The 20,552-nt window shown below is 34.8% G+C and carries 12 protein-coding genes and 2 pseudogenes; 5 read left to right on the forward strand and 9 right to left on the reverse strand.

The window, feature by feature from the left end:
- Positions 1 to 152: 152 nt before the first annotated feature.
- The 5 genes and pseudogenes from AC1DVB_RS06200 to AC1DVB_RS06220 form a co-directional block, all read right to left on the reverse strand.
- Positions 153 to 392: pseudogene (locus AC1DVB_RS06200) on the reverse strand (UTP--glucose-1-phosphate uridylyltransferase); the annotation flags it as partial.
- Positions 393 to 532: 140 nt separating this feature from the next.
- Positions 533 to 2,353: a polysaccharide biosynthesis protein gene (locus AC1DVB_RS06205; protein ID WP_477588589.1), complete on the reverse strand. Its 1,821-nt coding sequence runs from the start codon at positions 2,351 to 2,353 to the stop codon at positions 533 to 535.
- Positions 2,354 to 2,762: 409 nt separating this feature from the next.
- Positions 2,763 to 3,518: a tyrosine-protein phosphatase gene (locus AC1DVB_RS06210; RefSeq protein WP_477588631.1), complete on the reverse strand. Its 756-nt coding sequence runs from the start codon at positions 3,516 to 3,518 to the stop codon at positions 2,763 to 2,765.
- A 148-nt stretch (positions 3,519 to 3,666) separates the two neighbouring features.
- Positions 3,667 to 4,344, reverse strand: a complete 678-nt coding sequence (locus AC1DVB_RS06215) for a CpsD/CapB family tyrosine-protein kinase (protein WP_477588591.1) — start codon at positions 4,342 to 4,344, stop codon at positions 3,667 to 3,669.
- A gap of 37 nt (positions 4,345 to 4,381) precedes the next feature.
- Complete coding sequence (locus AC1DVB_RS06220; protein WP_477588593.1) at positions 4,382 to 5,065, reverse strand: YveK family protein; 684 nt, start codon at positions 5,063 to 5,065, stop codon at positions 4,382 to 4,384.
- A 457-nt stretch (positions 5,066 to 5,522) separates the two neighbouring features.
- Here AC1DVB_RS06220 and AC1DVB_RS06225 point away from each other — a divergent pair, with 457 nt between their 5' ends.
- Positions 5,523 to 5,831, forward strand: a complete 309-nt coding sequence (locus AC1DVB_RS06225; RefSeq protein WP_477588595.1) for a helix-turn-helix domain-containing protein — start codon at positions 5,523 to 5,525, stop codon at positions 5,829 to 5,831.
- Positions 5,832 to 6,616: 785 nt separating this feature from the next.
- Positions 6,617 to 8,152: a hypothetical protein gene (locus tag AC1DVB_RS06230; RefSeq protein ID WP_477588597.1), complete on the forward strand. Its 1,536-nt coding sequence runs from the start codon at positions 6,617 to 6,619 to the stop codon at positions 8,150 to 8,152.
- 1,090 nt (positions 8,153 to 9,242) lie between these two features.
- On the opposite strand, the gene AC1DVB_RS06235 is transcribed toward AC1DVB_RS06230, so the two are convergent.
- Positions 9,243 to 11,654, reverse strand: a complete 2,412-nt coding sequence (locus tag AC1DVB_RS06235; RefSeq protein WP_477588599.1) for a triple tyrosine motif-containing protein — start codon at positions 11,652 to 11,654, stop codon at positions 9,243 to 9,245.
- 590 nt (positions 11,655 to 12,244) lie between these two features.
- Between AC1DVB_RS06235 and AC1DVB_RS06240 the strand changes: the two are divergent.
- From AC1DVB_RS06240 to AC1DVB_RS06250, 3 genes and pseudogenes are all read left to right on the forward strand, one after another.
- Positions 12,245 to 13,419 (forward strand): annotated as a pseudogene (locus AC1DVB_RS06240) (MFS transporter).
- A gap of 205 nt (positions 13,420 to 13,624) precedes the next feature.
- On the forward strand, positions 13,625 to 13,816 hold the full coding sequence (locus tag AC1DVB_RS06245; RefSeq protein ID WP_477588601.1) for a hypothetical protein: 192 nt from the start codon (positions 13,625 to 13,627) through the stop codon (positions 13,814 to 13,816).
- A gap of 419 nt (positions 13,817 to 14,235) precedes the next feature.
- On the forward strand, positions 14,236 to 15,438 hold the full coding sequence (locus AC1DVB_RS06250) for a glycoside hydrolase family protein (RefSeq protein ID WP_477588603.1): 1,203 nt from the start codon (positions 14,236 to 14,238) through the stop codon (positions 15,436 to 15,438).
- Between the two features lie 94 nt (positions 15,439 to 15,532).
- Here AC1DVB_RS06250 and AC1DVB_RS06255 read toward each other — a convergent pair whose 3' ends face one another.
- The 3 genes from AC1DVB_RS06255 to galU form a co-directional block, all read right to left on the reverse strand.
- Positions 15,533 to 18,499, reverse strand: a complete 2,967-nt coding sequence (locus AC1DVB_RS06255) for a CDP-glycerol glycerophosphotransferase family protein (protein WP_477588605.1) — start codon at positions 18,497 to 18,499, stop codon at positions 15,533 to 15,535.
- Between the two features lie 149 nt (positions 18,500 to 18,648).
- Entirely contained in the window at positions 18,649 to 19,245 is a 597-nt protein-coding gene (locus tag AC1DVB_RS06260) for a serine O-acetyltransferase (RefSeq protein ID WP_034308732.1), read from the reverse strand.
- Between the two features lie 143 nt (positions 19,246 to 19,388).
- Complete coding sequence (gene galU / locus AC1DVB_RS06265) at positions 19,389 to 20,273, reverse strand: UTP--glucose-1-phosphate uridylyltransferase GalU (protein ID WP_477588607.1); 885 nt, start codon at positions 20,271 to 20,273, stop codon at positions 19,389 to 19,391.
- Positions 20,274 to 20,552 lie beyond the last annotated feature (279 nt).

The raw sequence follows: 20,552 nt of genomic DNA on the forward strand, positions 1-20,552 counted from the left end.
ATTTTTAAACAAGTTCTTTTTCCATCTAGCCACTATTAAAATAGGGTTAAAGAGGAGGATGGGTGTAGAGATATCCCTTGATGTGTTTCACCTGTTAAATCTTCCTTGGATAAAACTATATGAATCGTATTTTACGAAAAACGTGAATATTCCTATGCATTTATCTTTTCTGAAGAAATATTTTTAACCGTTTGTTCTAAAAACTCTACTAAATCATCCTTGATTTCTTCATTCTGAAGTTCAAACTCTATCGTCGTTTTCACAAACCCTAACTTCTCCCCAACATCATATCGTTTCCCTTCAAAATTACAAGCAAACACTTGTTGTATTTGGTTTAACTTTTGTATCGCATCCGTTAACTGAATTTCTCCTCCTGCACCAGCTTCCTCCTCTATGTACTGAATCGTTGGTTTATCAACGATTCATAGCATCTCTTTTGGCATAGCTTTTGTTGCTGAAAAAAAACGAGTACCCAAGCCGGCTGCAGGAATTATTACTTTTCTGACTTTCTTCAAGCATATTCCTCCTTATACTATTTCACCACTGAGAAAGTTTTGTTCTTTCTCCTATTAGCTAAATTTATAACAAATTCTTTAAGTTCTATTGATGATAGAGTATTATGTGAGCTTAAAAGATACTGTATTTCCTCTTCCTGTTCCAAGACTGCTTTCCCAATAAAGATCTTAGGGAACACTGCTTCACTATGAACCTCTTTCTCCCCTAATAGTTCTTCATACATTTTCTCACCAGGTCTTATTCCTGAATATTTAATTTCAATATCCTCAATTGAATAACCTGATAACTGAATAAGATTTGTCGCTAATTCTACAATTTTAACAGGTTCGCCCATATCGAGAACGAAGATCTCTCCACCTCGTGCTAGAGAACTTGCCTGAATAACTAACCGAGATGCTTCGGGTATAGTCATAAAATATCTGGTCATATCTGGATGGGTTACAGTTACAGGTCCACCTGCTTGGATTTGTTTTTTAAATAAAGGAATGACACTCCCTCGGCTGCCTAAAACATTCCCAAAACGAACGGCAACAAATTTTGTTGTGCTATTTTTAGCTAACTGCTGTATGATCATTTCAGCAATCCGCTTTGTCGATCCCATAACGTTTGTTGGGTTAACGGCTTTATCAGATGAAATCATCACAAACGCACCTACACCAAAAGTATCTGCTGCTTCTGAAACATTCTTTGTACCAAAAACGTTATTCTTAACTGCTTCGCGTGGATTGTATTCCATTAGTGGAACATGTTTGTGTGCAGCCGCATGGTAAACAACATCAGGTCGGTGGGTGTCCATCACTTCAAAAATTCTTTCTCTGTCCTGAATATCTGCAATAACAGGTATGATCTCGATATGATCTGCATATAACTTTTTCAGTTCCATATCAATTTGATAGATACTATTTTCTCCATGCCCTAGTAGAATAAGTGTTCCAGGAGAGAATCTGCATATTTGACGACAAATCTCGGAACCAATAGATCCCCCAGCCCCAGTTACTAATATGGTTTTACCGGTTACGTATTTAGATATACTATTAATATCTAACTCAATGGGCTCTCTTCCTAATAAATCTTCTACTTCCACTTCTTTAAACTGATTAACCGCTACTTTACCTAACATAATATCTTCAATCATCGGCATGATCTGTGTTTTTGCATTTGTTTTCACACATTCATCAAAGATGACCTTTAATTCTTTTTTACTTAATGAAGGAATCGCAATGACAATATTATCAATATGATATTTTTCAACCATTTCAGGAATATGTTTAGAGTTGCCAACAACGGGAATTCCTAAAATGTCTAATTTGTCTTTTTTCGGGTCATCATCAATGAAAGCTACAGGTTTAAGTGCAGTATCATGATTATTAAGAAGTTGACGAACAACCATGGTTCCTGCCGATCCCGCCCCAATAACCAATGTATTTTTTATTTCCATTTGTTTATTTACTAAGCGGTCACGCAGCATTCTCCACGAAAAACGAGAACCACCAATAAGGATGACATGCATCATCCAAGTTAATGCCAATGCTCTTACATACACATCTTGAAAAACCAAAATTTGAATGATAACTACACTGATAACTGAAAAGGTCACGGCTTTTACTATCGATATTAACTCTCCAATACTTGCATACTCCCAGGCCTTTTTATACAGCTTATAAATAGAAGCAAAAATATGATGGCTAATTAATAGAGAGACTGAGCTGACTAAGAGTGCTGTTAGCTTAAATATTTCTAAATATGGATGTAGGACTAAATAACTTACATAAATGGCCGATAATACAATTAAGGAATCCAATAGCGCCAGTAGTGTTAGTCGATTTCGGTAGGCCAACCAAATTTCCCCCTTTAATAAATTATTATGGATACTCCCTTTTAAATTCAGGAAAAAGCAGTATCCTCTAATGTTCTAGGCCTTTACTTTTCATTGTAAACAGATACGAATTTCATTCCAATACATAACCTTGTATTGATTAATATTTTAAATGAATCTCATATTTCATTTTCCTTGTTTTGTAGAGCTTCTTTTCTTTTCATGATAGACTTTGTGAGGCTCGTTTCTAATTGATTTAATAAGACCCAGGAAGCGTCTCGTTGTATGTATCTAAGTGCTTTCTTTATAGATTTCGGATAATCATCAAACCTTTTCAAACGAATCTATATTTCAAATGACCCCCAAAAAACTTTACACATTAACGAATATTTCTTATAATAATGAAAGCGCTTCCTGATAATCTTTAATTCTAAAAGATTCCTAAGATTTTCTTTTTGAATGGAACTGGTTTTTCAATATAAGGACTTTGTCCCTTTATTAGCTGTTCAGCATTTTCTTTGAAATGAAATGTACGATCTACCCCATATGCTTTTGTAATTGTTTCATAGGCCTGATGTAACGTGAATCCTCTCGAGCCAATATTATGGGCATCTGTTGCAATAAAATGAGCAAGATTATGTTCCATTATCTTTTTTGAAAATGATTGAATGCCTTTTCCGAAGTTCCCAATGATACTGCCAGAGGTAATTTGAGTTAACGCGCCCTCCTGGACCAATTCAAATAATAGTTTATGATTCGCTATCAATTCCTTATTTCTTTCCGGGTGTACGATAATTGGTGTTATTCCTTTAAGCAGCAACTCATATATCACTTCTTGTGTATATGCTGGAACCCTTCCAGACGGGAGCTCTAATAGTAAATACGTACCATTATCGTCTAACGTTAGGATTTCTTCCTTTTCAAGTGAAGTAAATATGTCTCGGTGTATTCTTACTTCTTGTCCGAGATGAATGGTAAGAGGAATATTGTTTTGTTTTAAACTCTCATTTAACCTCATTGCACGGTCAATGATGTCACTTTTAACATTTACATATTTCTCATTTAAGTGATGGGGCGTGGCAAATAAATGGGTGATTCCTGCTTCTACCGCTTTTCTTGCCATATTCAAGCTTTCCTTCATGTCCTCAGATCCATCATCAACACCTGGGAGAATGTGACAATGCATGTCAATCAAATTTCATACACTTCCTTTGTGAAACAAATAGGTAAAAAGACTTAATATATATAAAATAGGAATTATTACCCCGATTAATAGTAGCATATAAAACTACCATTAAACAGGGTGTTATTTTGTCGAAAATTGTTTTATTTCGTTAAGATTGATAGTAATAATAATTGCTGTTATCCGTTTCAACGCCATTTAAAACGACTCCAAGCAAGGATGTATTAGCTTTCACTAAAAGCTCCTTCGCTTTCACTGCACTTTGTTTGTTTGTCTTGCCGCTAGCCACTACCATGATCACACCATCACATTTATTGGCAACAATCTGGGAATCCGGCACTACCACAACTGGCGGTGTATCAAAAATGATATAATCATACATTCCTTTTAGTTCATCAATGGCTGATTCTATCGCTTTGGAATTTAATAATTCCGAAGGGTTAGGCGGTATCGGTCCACTTGTTAGAATGCCTAAATTTGAAACATTTGAATTCAAGATAGTTTTTCTCAAGTCCATTTTCTTTGTTAATACGCTCGTAAGTCCATGTATATTACTAAGGTTAAAAGCATAATGAACCGATGGTTTCCTTAAGTCTGCATCCACTAGTAATACTTTTTTCTCATCTTGAGCTAGCACAATCGCTAGGTTGGCAGCTGTAGTCGATTTCCCATCATTAGGCTCCGCGGAAGTAACCACAATGGTTTTGATTTCTTTATCTACTGAAGAGAATTGTATGTTTGTCCTAATTAATCGATATTGTTCAGTAATAGGCGATTTAGGATTAGTCTGTGCAATTAAATTCACTTGTTTTTCATCTTTACTTCTCAAAATCCCACTTCCTCTCTTAATGTCACTGAATGGTTCTCTATTTATGTTGCGATATTTTTTGAATAGATCCAAGTAATGGTAAATCAAGGAGTTTCTCAATATCCTTCTCGTCTCTAATCGTATTATCCATGTACTCTAGTAGGAATGCCAAGCCTATTCCAGCCATCACCCCAACTACCACCGCAATAGCAATATTCAATAATGGAGATGGTTCTGTAGGGACAGGATTTTCCTTTACTTCTGCCTTCGCAAGTATGCTAACATTGTCGACATTCATAATATCTTTGATTTCCTTTTGGAATGTTCCAGACACTGCGTTTGCAATTTCGACAGCCTTTGATGGATTACTATCTTGAACCGTTAAAGAGAAGACTTGAGAATTTTCTTGGCTGTTAATCGTAATTTTTTGACTAAGTTGATCCACGCTTTGTTCTAGTTCAAGATCATCAATGACCTTCTCTAATATAGCAGGGCTTTTTATGATCACACTGTACGTATTAATCATGGCAATATTAGATTGTATTTGAGTAGAATTAAGTTGGTACTTCGACGCTTGTTTCTGATTAACTAAAATCTGTGTAGATGATTGGTAAACAGGTGTTAATAAAAAATAAGATATTGCACCACTAATCAACGCGGCGATTAATGTCAGTAGCGTTATTAACTTCCAACGTTTCATTAAGGTTCGAAAAATATCTTTAATACTAATAGTTTCTTCCATTTTATCCTCCTGATATGTTAAAAATGACCTATTGCATTATACCATAATATTACCTATATTTATGTATTTCCATGAAAATTTACATGAAACTTACAATGAAAGAATACTTTTCAAATACCCAATTAATTTTACAAAAAAGAAAATGGTAATACAAAGGAAATAATTTCTAATATTTAATACTTTACTAATCACATATAAATTTTTTCGACTTAAAATTCAATATTCCTAATTAAATACCCATTTCGAATTTTCGCTAGGTCATTGATGTATTTATAATAGTTTCTAGAAACTAACCTAACTAAATGCCTACCTAAACAGGAAAATCCGTTTATACATATAATTACGCCGGGTATTTTAGTGCCTAGTTATCATTAAAAATGAAAGGAAAATGTGTAAACTGAAAGTATTAGTGTTAAAAACAATTATAATTATCATTTTAATGTTAGGTGTGGTCAATATGATAGGTTACCGAGTAAAGTCACTTAGGGTTGAAAGAAAAATGTCAATTAGTGAACTATCCACAAAATCAGGCGTTGCCAAATCCTACATAAGCTCACTGGAAAGAAACCTTCAAACAAACCCTACTATTTTAGTTTTGGAAAAAATCTCCAGAACCCTTTGTATAAAGGTTGATGCCCTACTGTATGAACAAGAAGACAAGAGTATGGATGAAGAGTGGATGAAAATCATGCAGGATGTTATTGGATCAGGAATATCGAAAGAGGAAATGCGTGAATTTATTTCAGATAGGTCTTTAAAGATTTAGAATCTTTGATATCGCTTTTCTTATTAGTGCTTAAGGTGCAAAGCTTAATATCATAAAAAATGGAAAGGCGGGACTAACCACCTTTTTATACTAAATATACTGTTTCAAATTAAAATATTCCTGCATCCCCTCGAACCATAGATAATGCCTTTGACATTGGGTTGGACGTTATCATTAGTCAGTATATCAGCCAATCTCATATTCTTTTTCTTTGGCCTCTTTTCTATCTCTTCTTTGCTATTCTAATAAGGCCATCGTTTTGACGACCTTCTTGGAAGCCTGAATATAATCCAAATAATTCAAACATATACTATTCTACGTATTACTATTTGAAACTGGGTTTGATGAAATGATTAGAATCTTTTATTAGGCAATCTTTTTGTAACTTTGTCATGATATTTTCTAACTTTTTGTTTCGTCTTTTCTAAGCTAAGTGATTGATATGATTGTTAATCAGCGAATTTTTCGAAAATTATCCAGATCGGAATCATCTTGTATGACCGCTTCAAATTTCTTACCTTCCAGCAAATCCTCTGTTGAATCCCCCAAGTCCTGATTTATGAAACTTAGTGTTTCCAAATCATCACGATCAGCGCGCAGCCCCTTCTCTAAGCGCCATGACCAACTATTGGCACCAAAATTTTCTGTAACAAAATTGGTAATAGTATGTTACAGGCAACAAGCTTATTATTAACCACTAAAAAACAATATGTTATGATGCAACATCATCTGCATGGAAAGATGCTATGTGTAATATATTTTAATCAAGGTGGTGAATGGAGTTTATGGCGAATCTAAATTTAAATATTCTTTCACATGGAGGTAAATTAAATGAAAGCTCGTTTGATAGTACTCCTTTATTGCAAGAGTTAATTGACTATGTGTTTTCAAAAGGTGGAGGGAGCATAGAATTTCCTTCAGGTAGTTATTTTTTCAAAGGAACGGTTTCTTTAAAACGTGGAGTTTCTATAGTCGGGTATGGAGAAAATGTTTGGAACGGAAACACTCGTTTAGGCACAGATAAGGGAGCTTACTTTTCACATATTCCAGAAAAACCAAACTCGGATTTTATTACCCTTAGTCAAAGTGATTTGTTAGAAGGCTACTTTGGTGCAGTTAATATTAAAAATTTATATATTGGTGGTTCTGTAAATTCTAATATAGGTCTGAAATTAGATAAAATTGTAAATGGGAAGCTGGAAAATTTACAAATTATCGACTTCGGGATAAATATAAAAATTTCTGGTGCTATGAAAACAGAGTTCGAAAAAGTAAGTTCAATGAGAGCAAGGGATTTTTGTTTGAAAATGGCCCCTTCGATAAGCACAAGTACATCTTTCTATCGCTGTTATTTTGGTCAGTCATTTAGTAAACCGGAGTCTATCCCCATTTCTATTGATAGCGATGTTGCTTTGGGTGTAGACTTTATTTCCTGCCTAGTTGAAAGCACAGTTAAAGGGTTAGATATAGGATCTGGAAACGTTGTTAATTTCACTGATTTATACACAGAACACGTACCATCTAATCCAAGTTCTGAAGCAATAATTAATATAGGCTCAACGAATAGTGTTGGAAACGATAAAGGAACTTACACTTTTATTGGGGGTACAGTTGCTGGAAGTAATTCAGGAATACATCCAAATAGTAAAATTTTCAACGTTGACTATATTGGAGCATTGACAGTCGTTGGCGTTAAGATGGCTAGAAGTAATCGTGCAATATCTACTACCACCAACAGTAAAGGCATTACATTTATTGGTTGTTATGATATGCAATTAACAAACGATATAACCAGATGTAATGAAAAAGGAATTATTAATATCATCGGCGGTAGTTCTGGTTCAAATCAAGCAGAATATCCTAATCAACTTAGAAGGTTTAAAATGGCTACTAGTGCAGGAAAAAGTTATGATATCGTTTGCGACTTTACCCAAACGGAGACGGACTTAAGATTTGTATCATCTGCAAACGGTACTCCTTTATGGCTCGATTACAACGCCAACGTTAGACACCACTTTAACGGACCTATAGGAACAGCTTTAAAGGTAAATGCGTATGGTGCAATTCCTTCACCAACTTGGGCTGGTACTGCTTCAGGAGCATTTATGTGGGCAGAAATGGTAGATGGTGTAGTACTGTTTAAACATCGAGATAGTAGTGGACGAATTTATACGATGGGAAGCAGTACAACTACAGCAGCATCTAGACCAACAACTGGTAACTATGCGGGAAGAAATATATTCGATACAGATTTAAACAAGCCGCTTTGGAGAAACTCTACAAATACTGGTTGGGTTGACTCCAACGGTAACACGGTTTGATACTTATTAAGAAGAAAGTGTGAGATATAAAGCTGGTAAATCGTATCGGTTGTTAAAGTGTGAAAAACCGCTCATTAACTACCTTTTTAAAGTTTTAATATTCATCGTCAATAGATAAATAAGAACAAACCTTCTATTTATAGATTAATAAATAGGGAATTAGGGTTTACAATAATTTCAATACTATCGTGCCGCTGATAACCAACTGGTGTCCTTATATATGTTAATCCATACTTAAAGACACCTAATCTTTATATAGGCTTTGAAAAATTTATTGATGTTTTTTCAAAAAGAGAAAAAGATCACAAAAAATGGTCTTGGTCTTTTTGTTATACTAAAGCACCCTTCGTATTATATGGTCAGCCAGAAATTATTTTGGTTAACGATTTTTTATATCGATATTTAATAATAACAATAGTCGGGGTAGAATTCCTGCACCAGTGGGTCTTGATTCCGTCCACTAAAGAGTTCGCCCCCTATTTGTAACATGTTTTAGGCTGGTTGGGACTTAGATCTCGTATAACGAGAGAACGACACTACAAGGAGGATTAGGCATACTAGTTAGTTAGTAGAGGAGGAAAAACAAAGAATCAATGTTGGTCTGGGTGTGGCAAGAAAGTCTAGTTTAGGCATTTTTTTAAAAATCTAAACCATATGGGAAGAGTATTTTTCAATCATGCATATCAAAGAGGAATTAGATCATTTTATAGGTTTTTTGAAGGGGTGACAGGGCAAATGCCTATGGTCATTCTAGAATCTACATGGCATTAGGAACGAGGGATTCTATATATCTTACTAAACCCCATAATTCCTAAATCAGGCAACAAAGACAAGTTTACTAAAAGTAAAATCAGACTCAATCAATGCGTATCAGTTGTGTGTTCTGTATTCCAAAGAGGATTTTGAACATGTAAAATTAGAGGGATTTAGCTTTTAGACCTTCGGAATTTTTCAAGACAACAGGAAATCGTAACGAATATGTACATGAGGATAAACTTCATTTTCACACCATCACCATTCTAAATTAAAAGAAATAAAAAAATAGCCCTATCATATGGTCAAAACCATAAATGATAGGGTTAGTTGTTAGTTATTGTATTTTATAACTCGTCTCTGTTCGTGCTTCAAAGTAGTAATTGGCGCTAGACTTACTCTTGTCTTTTGCATGAACAATTATTGTATAAGTACCAGGTTTCGTAGGTGTCCATGTAGCTACATTACTCTCCCCATACTCTTGTAACGTAGTCAAGTTTCCCTTTTCATCTCGGATAAAGTAACGATACTCTGGTTCTGTACTTCCTTCTGATGTTGCCTTCAATGTAATTGGAGTACCCGATACTTGAGGAGCCGGCTTTTCAGCATTCACGTTAACACTCGTAACTTTCCCGGGATTTACAGAATAGACATTATATACCATATCTTTCCGAGCTTCATAGTAGAAATTGGCTCCAGACTTACTCTTGTCTTTTGCATGAACAATTATTGTATAAGTACCAGTATTCGCAGGCGTCCATGTAGCTGTATTACTCTCCCCATACTCTTGTAATGTAGTCAAGTTTCCCTTTTCATCTCGGATAAAGTAACGATACTCTGGTTCTGTACTTCCTTCTGATGTTGCCTTCAATGTAATTGGAGTTCCTGATACTTGAGGAGCTGGCTTATCCGCATTCACGTTAACACTCGTAACTTTTGCAGAATCTACATTATATACCATATGTGTCCGTGCTTCATAGTAGAAATTGGCACCAGACTTACTCTTGTCTTTTGTATGAACAATTATTGTATAAGTACCAGGCTTCGTAGGTATCCATGTAACTACATTACTCTCCCCATACTCTTGTAATGTATTAAGGGTTCCCTTTTCTTCATCTCTTATAAAGAAACGGTATTCAGGTTCTTTACTTCCTTCTGATGTTGCTGTAATTGTGATTGGTGTTCCCACCTTTTGTCCGCTTTCTTTATCTGTTGTTAATTCAACTTGTGTTACAATACTGGATATAACTTCATCCAGATCAATCAGTTTAATACTTTCGTTGCCAGCTTGATCTTTAGCATAAATAGTATATTTTCCGTTTTTAATTGCCTTAAATGTATTGGTAAATTTTGTTCCAGCATTCGCAAAGTCTGAAACTGTCCTCTCTCCAGTTAACCATCTCGTTACAACGTTGTTCGCATCAGAAATAACTATACTAACATCTGTTGTTGTTCTATTGTATTGGAAACTTATTTCCGGCGCTGTTTTATCAAGTACAAATTCTCCATAATCACGGTAGACAATTTCTCCATTATAACCTACTTTATAATGCCCGTCCTCTGCTATTTCAAACAGATCATTTGTTCTTGGCGTTGGATTAATCTCTCTTCCATCTTTAGTAACTATGATTTTATTATACAAGTTTGATTGTTCTGGATTCGTTGCTACAATTCTAGAGTTAAAATAGACCGGTTCTGTTTTCCCAACAGTATGTGTATCTACATTATCCGCAACAAATACTACTCTATAGTCTTTGTAGACAGTCGAACTATTATTTCCTGTTGCTTCATATTTAATGATATAAATTCCTTCTTGATTTAGGTTTACACTTCCCTTATATGTCACCTTATTAGTAAAATCACCCTCAAAGGTACTTACTGCTTTTACTCCCTCTAACGGATCAAACGATGTACCTTTTTTAATCATCATATTCTCTGTTCCCGAAATTACTGGCTTTACTTTAAACGTATCGGACAATTTGTCTGTATCACTAGATTTATAGAACGTTTTCTCATTACCAGCATTATCTCTTAAAAACACCCCATAAATTTCCCAATCTCCACTATACACATCCCTAGGTATCTCTTTACTCCCCACGTATTTCCCAGTATCGGCATTATAATCCAAAATTATATAAATTGAGGTTCTATCCATTTGGTCCTTAGGTCGCAAATTAAGAGTTGGACTACTATTTGATGTATAAACTGGATATAATCCTGTTTCAATATCCGATGCTTCTACCTCTACCTTGACGTTATCCCCCGGTAGTACCTCATCCTGAATTATCGAAACGCTTTTTAATTCTGGTGGTGTTCTATCCCCTTTATCACAGGGTATTATGAAGGAATCAGAAAGTTCGTCGCCAGACTCAGACTTATAAAAGATCGTAACATTACCGGTATTATCCTCCAAGTATATATAATCAATCTCCCACTTCCCACACGACATAGCTCCAGAGATATACTTGGATCCGCTAAATTTATTTTCGCCCACATTTAAATTTAGATCCATTACTTCTGAACTATCCGTATTTTTAAGACGGGCTGATCTACGATAGGGATTAGTATTAACATCTATATTGTAGATCTCTCCTTCAAGGTCCACTCGCTCCCCTGGTAGTACTTCGTCCTGAACTATTGATACGTTTCTTAATTCTGGTAATGCTGTATCCTCAGCAGCAAGAACGGTAAAACCTCCAGTAGCAACAAGTCCTATTATTAATAATATTTTTAAAATTCTATTTATCACTTCAATTTCTCCCCCTATAAAATTACACCATATAAATTGTATCACTATAAAGCGGTAAAACAAGATAACATATTTTTATACTAGAATATCTTTATCATATATTTGTACATTTCGTCTCCACTAAATTTTACAAGACATTCTTATACCACCCTTCTCTTTCAACAAAATGTAAAACTTATACAGGAACGTTTGGGACATATGTTGATATTTCTACAACTCATCAAATTTATACCCATGTTCTTCAAAGTATAGGAGAAAGCCTTGCGAATAAAATAGATAAAGTTCTAAAATTATGACCACTGTTGTGAGCAATGTATTACTAATCCTTTAATACAAGTACATAAAATATCTTTTTACTACATATAGAAGGAATGACCGAAGATGCCGAATTGAAAATCCACCAAGTCTCACACTAATGTCCATTAAATCTCACCGTGATTCCCCAATAATAAATTTACAGTCTAACTATTAGTTAATATTACTTAGATTCATAGTGATCAGTTATTTTGTTTTTTATTTTTATAGATTGTTCTCTATAACTTTAGTAAAATGAGAATGATAATTACTATCAACCAAGGAGAATGGCTGTTATGGGTGTACCTTTGTTAAAAGAAGAACTTCCAGTTGTTAATAAAATCTGGACTCTTGATTTTATTATGATTTTCTTGGCTAACTTTTTTGTTTTTTTATCCTTTCAGATGACTTCCCCGACCCTTCCGCTTTTTGTAAAAGACTTGGCGGAAATGAACGGTATATTGGGTTAGTTGCTGGGATGTTTTTATTTTCTGCCCTGATTGTCCGCCCTTTTGCTGGACAGGCCTTGGAAACAAAAGGGAGACGTTTTGTTTTCCTATTCGGTCTAGCCCTTTTGGCTGTAACGATTGGTTCGTTTGGATTTATGATGAGTATTTTCCTTCTATGCGCAATGCGGATTGTACAAGGGATTGGCTGGGGATATGCGACTACCGCATCAGGTACGATTGCCTCTGATCTTATCCCAGCAAAGCGTCGGGGTGAGGGTATGGGATACTTCACTTTATCGGGAAATTTGGCGATGGCTATTGGCCCTTCATTCGGGCTTTTCTTAGCGGATGTTTTAACCTTTCAACACTTGTTTTTATTTTGCGGTGCATTAATTCTTGCAGCTTGGATCATGGCTTCAACAATTACATATAAAAAAGTAAATCATGCTTCTGTCCCAGGTAAAACTAATAGGTTTGACATTTATGAAAAAAGCGCTGTTGCTCCGTCCGTTCTTGTTTTTTTCATTACGGTAACTTTTGGCGGGACTGCTACCTTTTTACCGCTTTATACAATCGAAAAAGGTTTGACAGGTATTCAAGGATACTTTTTTATTTACGCTCTAGCTCTTATTTTCACACGTATGTTTGCTGGAAAGATCTATGATCAAAAAGGACATCAAGCTGTCTTCACTCCATTTACTCTTTTTATCGTAGTGGCGATGCTACTGCTTGCTTGGATGCCAAGTAACATGATTCTGTATATGGCAGCTATTTTTTATGGCATTGGATTCGGTGCTGTCCAACCGGCTCTTCAAGCGTGGTCTCTTGAACACGCTGCCCGAAACAGAAAGGGCATGGCCAATGCCACTTTCTATTCCTTCTTTGATCTTGGAATCGGTTTCGGTGCCATCCTCTTCGGACAAATCGGCTATCTGTTTGGGTATATAAACATTTACATAATGGCAGCAGTGTCTGTGGGGATACAATCTTGGCTTACCTATGGATTTTGCGATATGAAGTAATTACACATTAAGGGACATCTTTATGGATGTTCTTTTTTCTGAAAACAGAAGTGATTTGTAGAACAGTTTATTGCATTTGCATCAGCACATTTTTTAACCCCATGTAAAGTATGTTATGGTTTTATTTGTTTTAAGTAATGTTATTGTATTTCCTGTATCCTTCTCTCTTTTTCGTTGTATGATAGAAAAAAAAGGAGTTTTGGGAATGATTATTCTGCAGTATATTGGAAAAGTTTTTTCATTCATGCATAAGGATATACCGGAAACTCATGTTAAATGCCATGTTTGTGCAGGTACAGGTGCCTACGATATTTATACAGATTGTCTTACCTGTAATGCAAAGGGATTGCTCAGTAAAGTTGAGTATAATAGGAGGCTTGAAGAGGGTGAGATTTAAAGAATTTCATGAGGTCGATATATGTAAACCAGAAGCAATATTGGCTATTGCTTCTTTTTTTTGTACAAAAAAAGTACCGTTTGCCCTCACCTTAAAAGGGTATATTCATTATCAGGGGGATACATATGACAGCAATTACTCATGTTGGATTGGCTGTTAACTGGTTTGGATACTGCGATTAAGTGGTATGAGCAGATGTAATAGTTAGGAAGTGTTTAATACTAGGATGATGTTATAATAGACCAACGAAGGAAAGATGGTCGAAGAACTCTATCCAATTTGGAAATAAAACTATACCGTATACTCTCACGAGAAGCCAACGTCACAAAGAGTTAAGAAAAGCAATAAACCATACCTCTCCAAGACTGCATGATGCAAGGAATTATCGGTAGCAAACCCAAAGAAGAAGGTTGAAAAAATTGAAGAAAATATCAGTCATCTTAGTTATTATTGTAGGCTCCGTAGTGCTGTTCAAATTATGGAATCCTTTTTCACCTCCCACCCCGGATAGGTCTTCAGGAAAGACAATCGAGCAATCTACAAACCAGAAACCTTTTACGGAAGAGATATTGCAGCTTTTGCAAAAAGACTATAAAACAATCCCAGTATCAATCCCACACGGAAGTGATGCAAGTAAACAGATTCAAAAAGCATTGAACACTGCAAGAGATTCGGATACACCTATTAAAGTAATATTGCCTAAAGGAAAATACACACTGAAGAAATCATTACACATTTATAGTAATACATGGCTTAAAATTCCATCTAAAACAATTCTGCAAAAAGCTGACTCAAATAATGACATTATGTTGTTGAATGGAGATTTTAAAGCTACCTACCATGGGTATAATGGAAATTCCAACATTATTATAGATGGCGGGATTTGGGACGCTGGAGGAGCGAATATAAAACTACGAACCCCTTCTGTGTTTGGTTTTGCCCATGGTCATAATATCCTTATCCGGGATACCGTGTTAAAGAACATAGTAGGTGGCCATGCAATAGATTTAGCAGGCAATAAAAATGTTCTCATACGAAATAGTAAGTTTTTGGGATCTCGTTCGAGTAATGATGATTACACAGAAGCCATTCAGATTGATGGGATGATATCTGATAAAGCATTTCGACGATTTGGGAGTGTAGACTTTACTGTAACTAAAAACGTTAGGTTAGAACATAATTATTTTGGGAATTCGCACGTAAGAAATATGAATCCGTGGGGGGTTGGCGTAGGCAGTCATTCAGCGTCCCATAATAGACCATACACAAACATTCAAATTATAGACAATACCTTTGAAAAAATGACATATGCAGCTGTGCGAGGACATAATTGGAAAGACATTCTTATAAAAGAAAATCAATTCATAGAATGTGCACAAGGAATTCAGATTGATAGTCTAGGTAACTATTACTATACGAAGAATGGAAAGGATAAAAGCTCAAAAGGGGCATTAGTGATTGCTAAATTTGAAATACACAATAATGACTTCGTAGATACATTAGGTTCCCCAATAGTTCTATATGGGAAAACTATAGAATTCAGAAAGAACGTGAATGCTTCTTCAAATTCCTTTATTAATTCACCCTCAAAATCATTAGAAACAAATACTGCAGCTGATTAGCCGGTACCTAATCCATAGATAAAAGCCCCTAGTTTAAATCCTAGGGGCTTTTATTTTTACCGTTAAAATTTAAAACTAACGGCATTTCAAGTTTTTACCTTAATATATTTAACATGCTCATGCCAATCCGGCCAACAATTGGATTTTGCTTGTACTTTCTCCAAACATATTTAAGAAGGTAACTTCTTTTCAAGACTTTTAGAATTCCATCCGATTTAACAAGTGATTTTTCACGTTCACTGATATACTTATAAATCCTTGAGCTGTTATCGTGATCAACATGTTTAAAATAATTGTTTCTAATTGAACTGAATTCTTCTTTTTCTTTAAACCCATTGTTTATATAAACTCTTAATTTATCAACTAACTCTGAAGAGTTGTAAGCAACCTCTCCAAAAACATCATTTCTTAAATCCATGTAGCTACCCTGATTCTCTATATACTTATCCAAATCAAAATGAAAGAAGAGAACGGGTTTCTTTTGATAATATGTCTCCCAAGCTACGCTAGAGTAATCTGTAATCAATAAACTTGAGCGCATAATTAAATCATTAATTTTTGCCTCGCCAAATTGTATAACATTAATATGCTCATGAGAACTAGTGAAATTTGCAACGTACGGCATAAATTTTGGATGGACATAGAAGTTTAATGTGATATCATTTTCCTTTAATAATTGGGAGAGCTTTTCTGATTGTATTAAACTGTTATATTCATGATAATAATCTGATAAAACAAATTTATCATCCTCTACCTCTTCAAGCCAATTTCTCCATGTAGGCATTAAGAAAATCTCTTTTTTTGTATTTTGAAGCGATTTATCCTCTAATGCGTCCCATCTTGACAGGCCTGTAACAATGACGTTTTCTTCATTGTATCCAAAATAGCTTTTTACGATTTCTTTTTCAAAATCAGAGGATACTACAAATAGATCTGCACCGTTGGATGAATTTGCTTTAAATGTATTATCGACTCTTTTCAAACCTAGTACTCCATGTTGTAAAAACACATATTTCTTCTCATTTAAAAATTCCCGGATAGCTCCTTGGGAAACCCTCCATGCATACCCGTGACCTTTTGTCTCCGAAGATACAATTAGCTTTGATCCAAGTAACAGTAGGAGGTGTTTGACACTCATAAAATAAACGATGCGCTTTTTATAGGGGACTAAATTTTTTTCATCAGCTGAACCCTTTTTAATCACATAGTATATCTTTTTATTATAATGATTTTCATAACAATATTTGAAGAAATAGAAACTATTATCTTGAGCCGTTTCGGAATATTTTTCATGAATAAGCCAAATTGGCTTCCATGCAAAGTACCAACCCAAAAGAATGTATAAGAAATAGGCCGTATACTCGTTAATCTTATGCTTGAAAGACTCAAATTCACCTATTTGTCGATAGGTTAAACTCAGACAATCATTCATAGTAATATAGGGATAAATCATATATTCATCCGGGGTATTTATCGTATATCGAAACATACCATGTTTCAATTTTTTACTAATTAAATAATTATCATTGTTAAGACGTACATGGCGTTTATCACCATTACCTAGAGTAATTGTAATGAAAAAATCCCAATAAAATTGCTCTAACTCTAACTGACTAATATTTAATTCTGCTTTGACCTTTCTACTATTCTTGTCCTGTGACACCTCTTTAGCACAAGGGACCTCAATTACCTGGCTCTTATCCTGTCGTAACCTTAGTGTTACATGGTCTACTACAAAATCATTTGTTTCTTTTACATGAATAGAGGCAGTAAGTTGCAGTAATCCTTCCTTATTCATAGATACTTCATGAAGTTTTGTTTTTGCAGGATACTTTGAATTCATATACTGTTCTTCAGTACAAAAATATAATGAGAACTCGTTATCTTTTGTCAGATATGGTGATATACCTACGGCTTCATTTAGCATTAAATACCCTGCACTCTTATCTTTCTCTGACAAAGGCATAACGTTGTAGTTTCCTATCCGTCTGTTCACTTTCACGTGATCATGGGAGAGTTCCATATACAAATCCCAACGGCTTATAACAGCAATCTTTTCTTTCAACTGTGAAGCCGGAATGATGATTTGTTCTTTCCCCCCGGATACGGTCCTTTTTACATCAAGTGTTATTATTTCAGGCTCTTGTCTTTTCTTTAGATAAAATTCAACCTTATTTGCATGCTTCAATTCTTTTGAAGATATATCAAATGTTATATATCCATCCTCAACCCTTAGATTTTCTGCATCCACTTGCCCTTTAATACGTTGAATAATCGTGGACATTTGTTTTACTTGTTTTCTTACAAGAAACTTCATTTCATCATCTTGGTATTTCACTTGAACATTTATACCATAGCGTTCTAGTATATTGCCTTTGGTAATTTGTAAATATAAGTTCCATTTTCCTTTTCGTGAAGCCGAATGAAGGTCTTTTTTACTGACTATAAGAGTTTTTCCATCAGTATCTATATTCATGGGAAGAACAAAAACACTGTCCCCGCTTTTCATAACAAGTCTCGTATCGTTTATGTTATTATTTAAAGTCTCAGAAAAGTTGAGGAATACTTTTGTATCTGTTTCTTTTACACTCAATACTTGTTTAGAAAGACGTATAACATTATAACTAATGTCTTCCAGTTGCAGCATATTAGCGCTGTGGATAGATAAACCATTTTTTTCTGTTAGATAAGGAATAAAAGCCTGTGTTCCATTATTAATAATGGGCTTTAAATAGCGTATTAATTCAGATGCTGCACGTGCAGCATATAGGCCTATTCTCTTCTTACGAACATCTTTATTGCTTTCAACTTCAATAAAGAAGTCCCAACGTCCCTTGTCTAACCCTTCAAGTTCCTTTAAAGGAATTATAATTATGTGCTCCTTTAATAACGCTTTACGCTTGTAAGATACAATTCTTTTCTTATTACTATACCGACTTTGAATTTGAAGTTGAAATGTATCTATATTATCTAAAATTTCTTTAGCAAAAGTAATTTGTAGATTTACCCCATCCCAGGTGACATTATTAAATGCCAGTTCATTTTCTTTTCTCTCACGCATTTTGATACTCCTACTCCTCCTTATTTTCCCCATAGCCATACACTTATTATCTTTTGTATGATTAGCTCTAATTGTAAAGGGAAGCACTGATGTTGATTGAATTTTCTGATTTGATTAACATTGGCTCATATGAAGAGATAGCAAAAATTTTATTTTTTATTCATGTATTTCTTTTTCACTTTGTCATATGCTTTTAAAACTTGAGTTTCTGTATTTCTAGAAATTATTTTAGCTGGAATACCTACAACGGTGACATTATCAGGTACGTCTTTGGTTACTACTGAATTAGCACCAATTGCAACATTGTTGCCGATTTTGATACCCCCAAATATCTTGGCGCCAGGTCCTATGTACACATTATTTCCGATTTTAGGAACCTGACCTTTATGAGCTCCAATGTTAACTCCAGAATGAATTTCACAATTCTTACCGATTCGAGCCTTCTTATTAACAATTACAGAACCACTGTGAGGTATCTTTAACCCTGGACCGAAGGACACTGGATGTATTGATATTCCTAGCATAGATCCTACCTTTTTAAGTTTTCTCAATGACCTGTTATATCTCCACATGGAAAATGAACTGTTTAATTTCTTAGTCTTTAAATACTCTGATTTCCTAAGTAGACGTTGGAAATAAAGTTCTGGATGCATTACTTTATAGCTGTACTTCCACTTTTTCAACTTTCTTGCTACTAAATCAGATTCTAGATAAATGTTATAATCGTCACGATTCTTAATTGCCAAAATGCTCTCTCCTTGATGAAAGGTTACTGTTTCACTTTACTCTTTACGATTTTTCTCAAATTCCCACACGAAGAAAAAGCCAGTAGTAACTAGCCTAATACCTCTAGAAAGTCTCCGTGCGGGACAGAGAAATATAAATTAAATTAGTTAACCTGTAACAGCTCTTCTTTTTCTAAAATGCCTTTTAAATATCCAAGAAGATCTTTCTTTAACTCTTCATTTTGCAATGCAAATTCTATAGTAGTTTGAATAAATCCTAATTTCTCTCCGACATCATATCTTATACCTTCGAAATCGTAAGCGAAAACACTTTGAATTTGGTTTAATTGTTGTATTGCATCGGTTAACTGGATTTCTCCACCAGCTCCAACCTCTTGTTGTTCTAATAACATGAAGATTTCAGGTGTTAATATATATCGTCCCATGATTGCTAAGTTAGATGGTGCTGTACCTGGAGAAGGCTTTTCTACAAAGTTAAGAACTTGGTAACAATTACCTTCTTTCATTAGAGGGTCAACAATTCCATAACGATGTGTCTGATTTTCAGGTACTGTTTGTACACCAATTACAGATGAAGAAGTTCTTTCATACTCATTTATGAGTTGTTCCAAACAAGGTGTTTCAGCCTGGACAATGTCATCTCCTAGTAGGACTGCAAATGGTTCATTTCCAATAAATTTACGAGCACACCATACTGCATGACCAAGACCACGTGGTTCTTTTTGTCTTATATAATGAATATTTACCTTGGAAGACGCTTGTACCTTTTCAAGCAAGTCATTTTTCCCTTTTTCTAAAAGATTCTGTTCCAATTCGACAGCGTAATCAAAATGATCTTCTATAGACCGCTTTCCTTTTCCAGTTACAATAATGATATCTTCAATTCCAGATGCTATTGCCTCTTCCACTACATATTGAATGGTAGGCTTATCTACAATTGGCAACATCTCTTTTGGAATGGCTTTGGTTGCAGGTAAAAATCTTGTTCCGAGACCTGCAGCTGGAATAATAGCTTTTTTAACTCTCATCTTTTGGTTCTCCCTCTCTTGTCTATAAGTAAAATCGTAATGTTTTTTTATCTTTTGCTTGGAAAAGAACCATATGTTGTTCAACCGTTATATAAACTCGAATATGGTTGTATATGAATCTTGTTTTAGATTTCAAAATATCCTCAGTATTTTATACAAGAGTTTTTTCTAAAAAATGGAAAAATATCTCGAATTTGAGATAGGTAACTCAACTTTTCATTAGTTTCAGTGTTTATTTATTCGTACTTCAAGGCATCTTAAAGTAGCTCGAACAACTGC

It is taken from the genome of Peribacillus sp. P4_D6 (assembly GCF_056401795.1).

What these genes read in the sequence shown, in the direction of transcription:
- AC1DVB_RS06255 (WP_477588605.1), bottom strand. Translation starts at nt 18,499, where the DNA reads ATGCGTGAGAGAAAAGAAAATGAACTGGCATTTAATAATGTCACCTGG.
- AC1DVB_RS06220 (WP_477588593.1), bottom strand. Translation starts at nt 5,065, where the DNA reads ATGGAAGAAACTATTAGTATTAAAGATATTTTTCGAACCTTAATGAAA.
- galU (WP_477588607.1), bottom strand. Translation starts at nt 20,273, where the DNA reads ATGAGAGTTAAAAAAGCTATTATTCCAGCTGCAGGTCTCGGAACAAGA.
- AC1DVB_RS06230 (WP_477588597.1), top strand. Translation starts at nt 6,617, where the DNA reads ATGGCGAATCTAAATTTAAATATTCTTTCACATGGAGGTAAATTAAAT.
- AC1DVB_RS06245 (WP_477588601.1), top strand. Translation starts at nt 13,625, where the DNA reads ATGATTATTCTGCAGTATATTGGAAAAGTTTTTTCATTCATGCATAAG.
- AC1DVB_RS06210 (WP_477588631.1), bottom strand. Translation starts at nt 3,518, where the DNA reads ATGCATTGTCACATTCTCCCAGGTGTTGATGATGGATCTGAGGACATG.
- AC1DVB_RS06225 (WP_477588595.1), top strand. Translation starts at nt 5,523, where the DNA reads ATGATAGGTTACCGAGTAAAGTCACTTAGGGTTGAAAGAAAAATGTCA.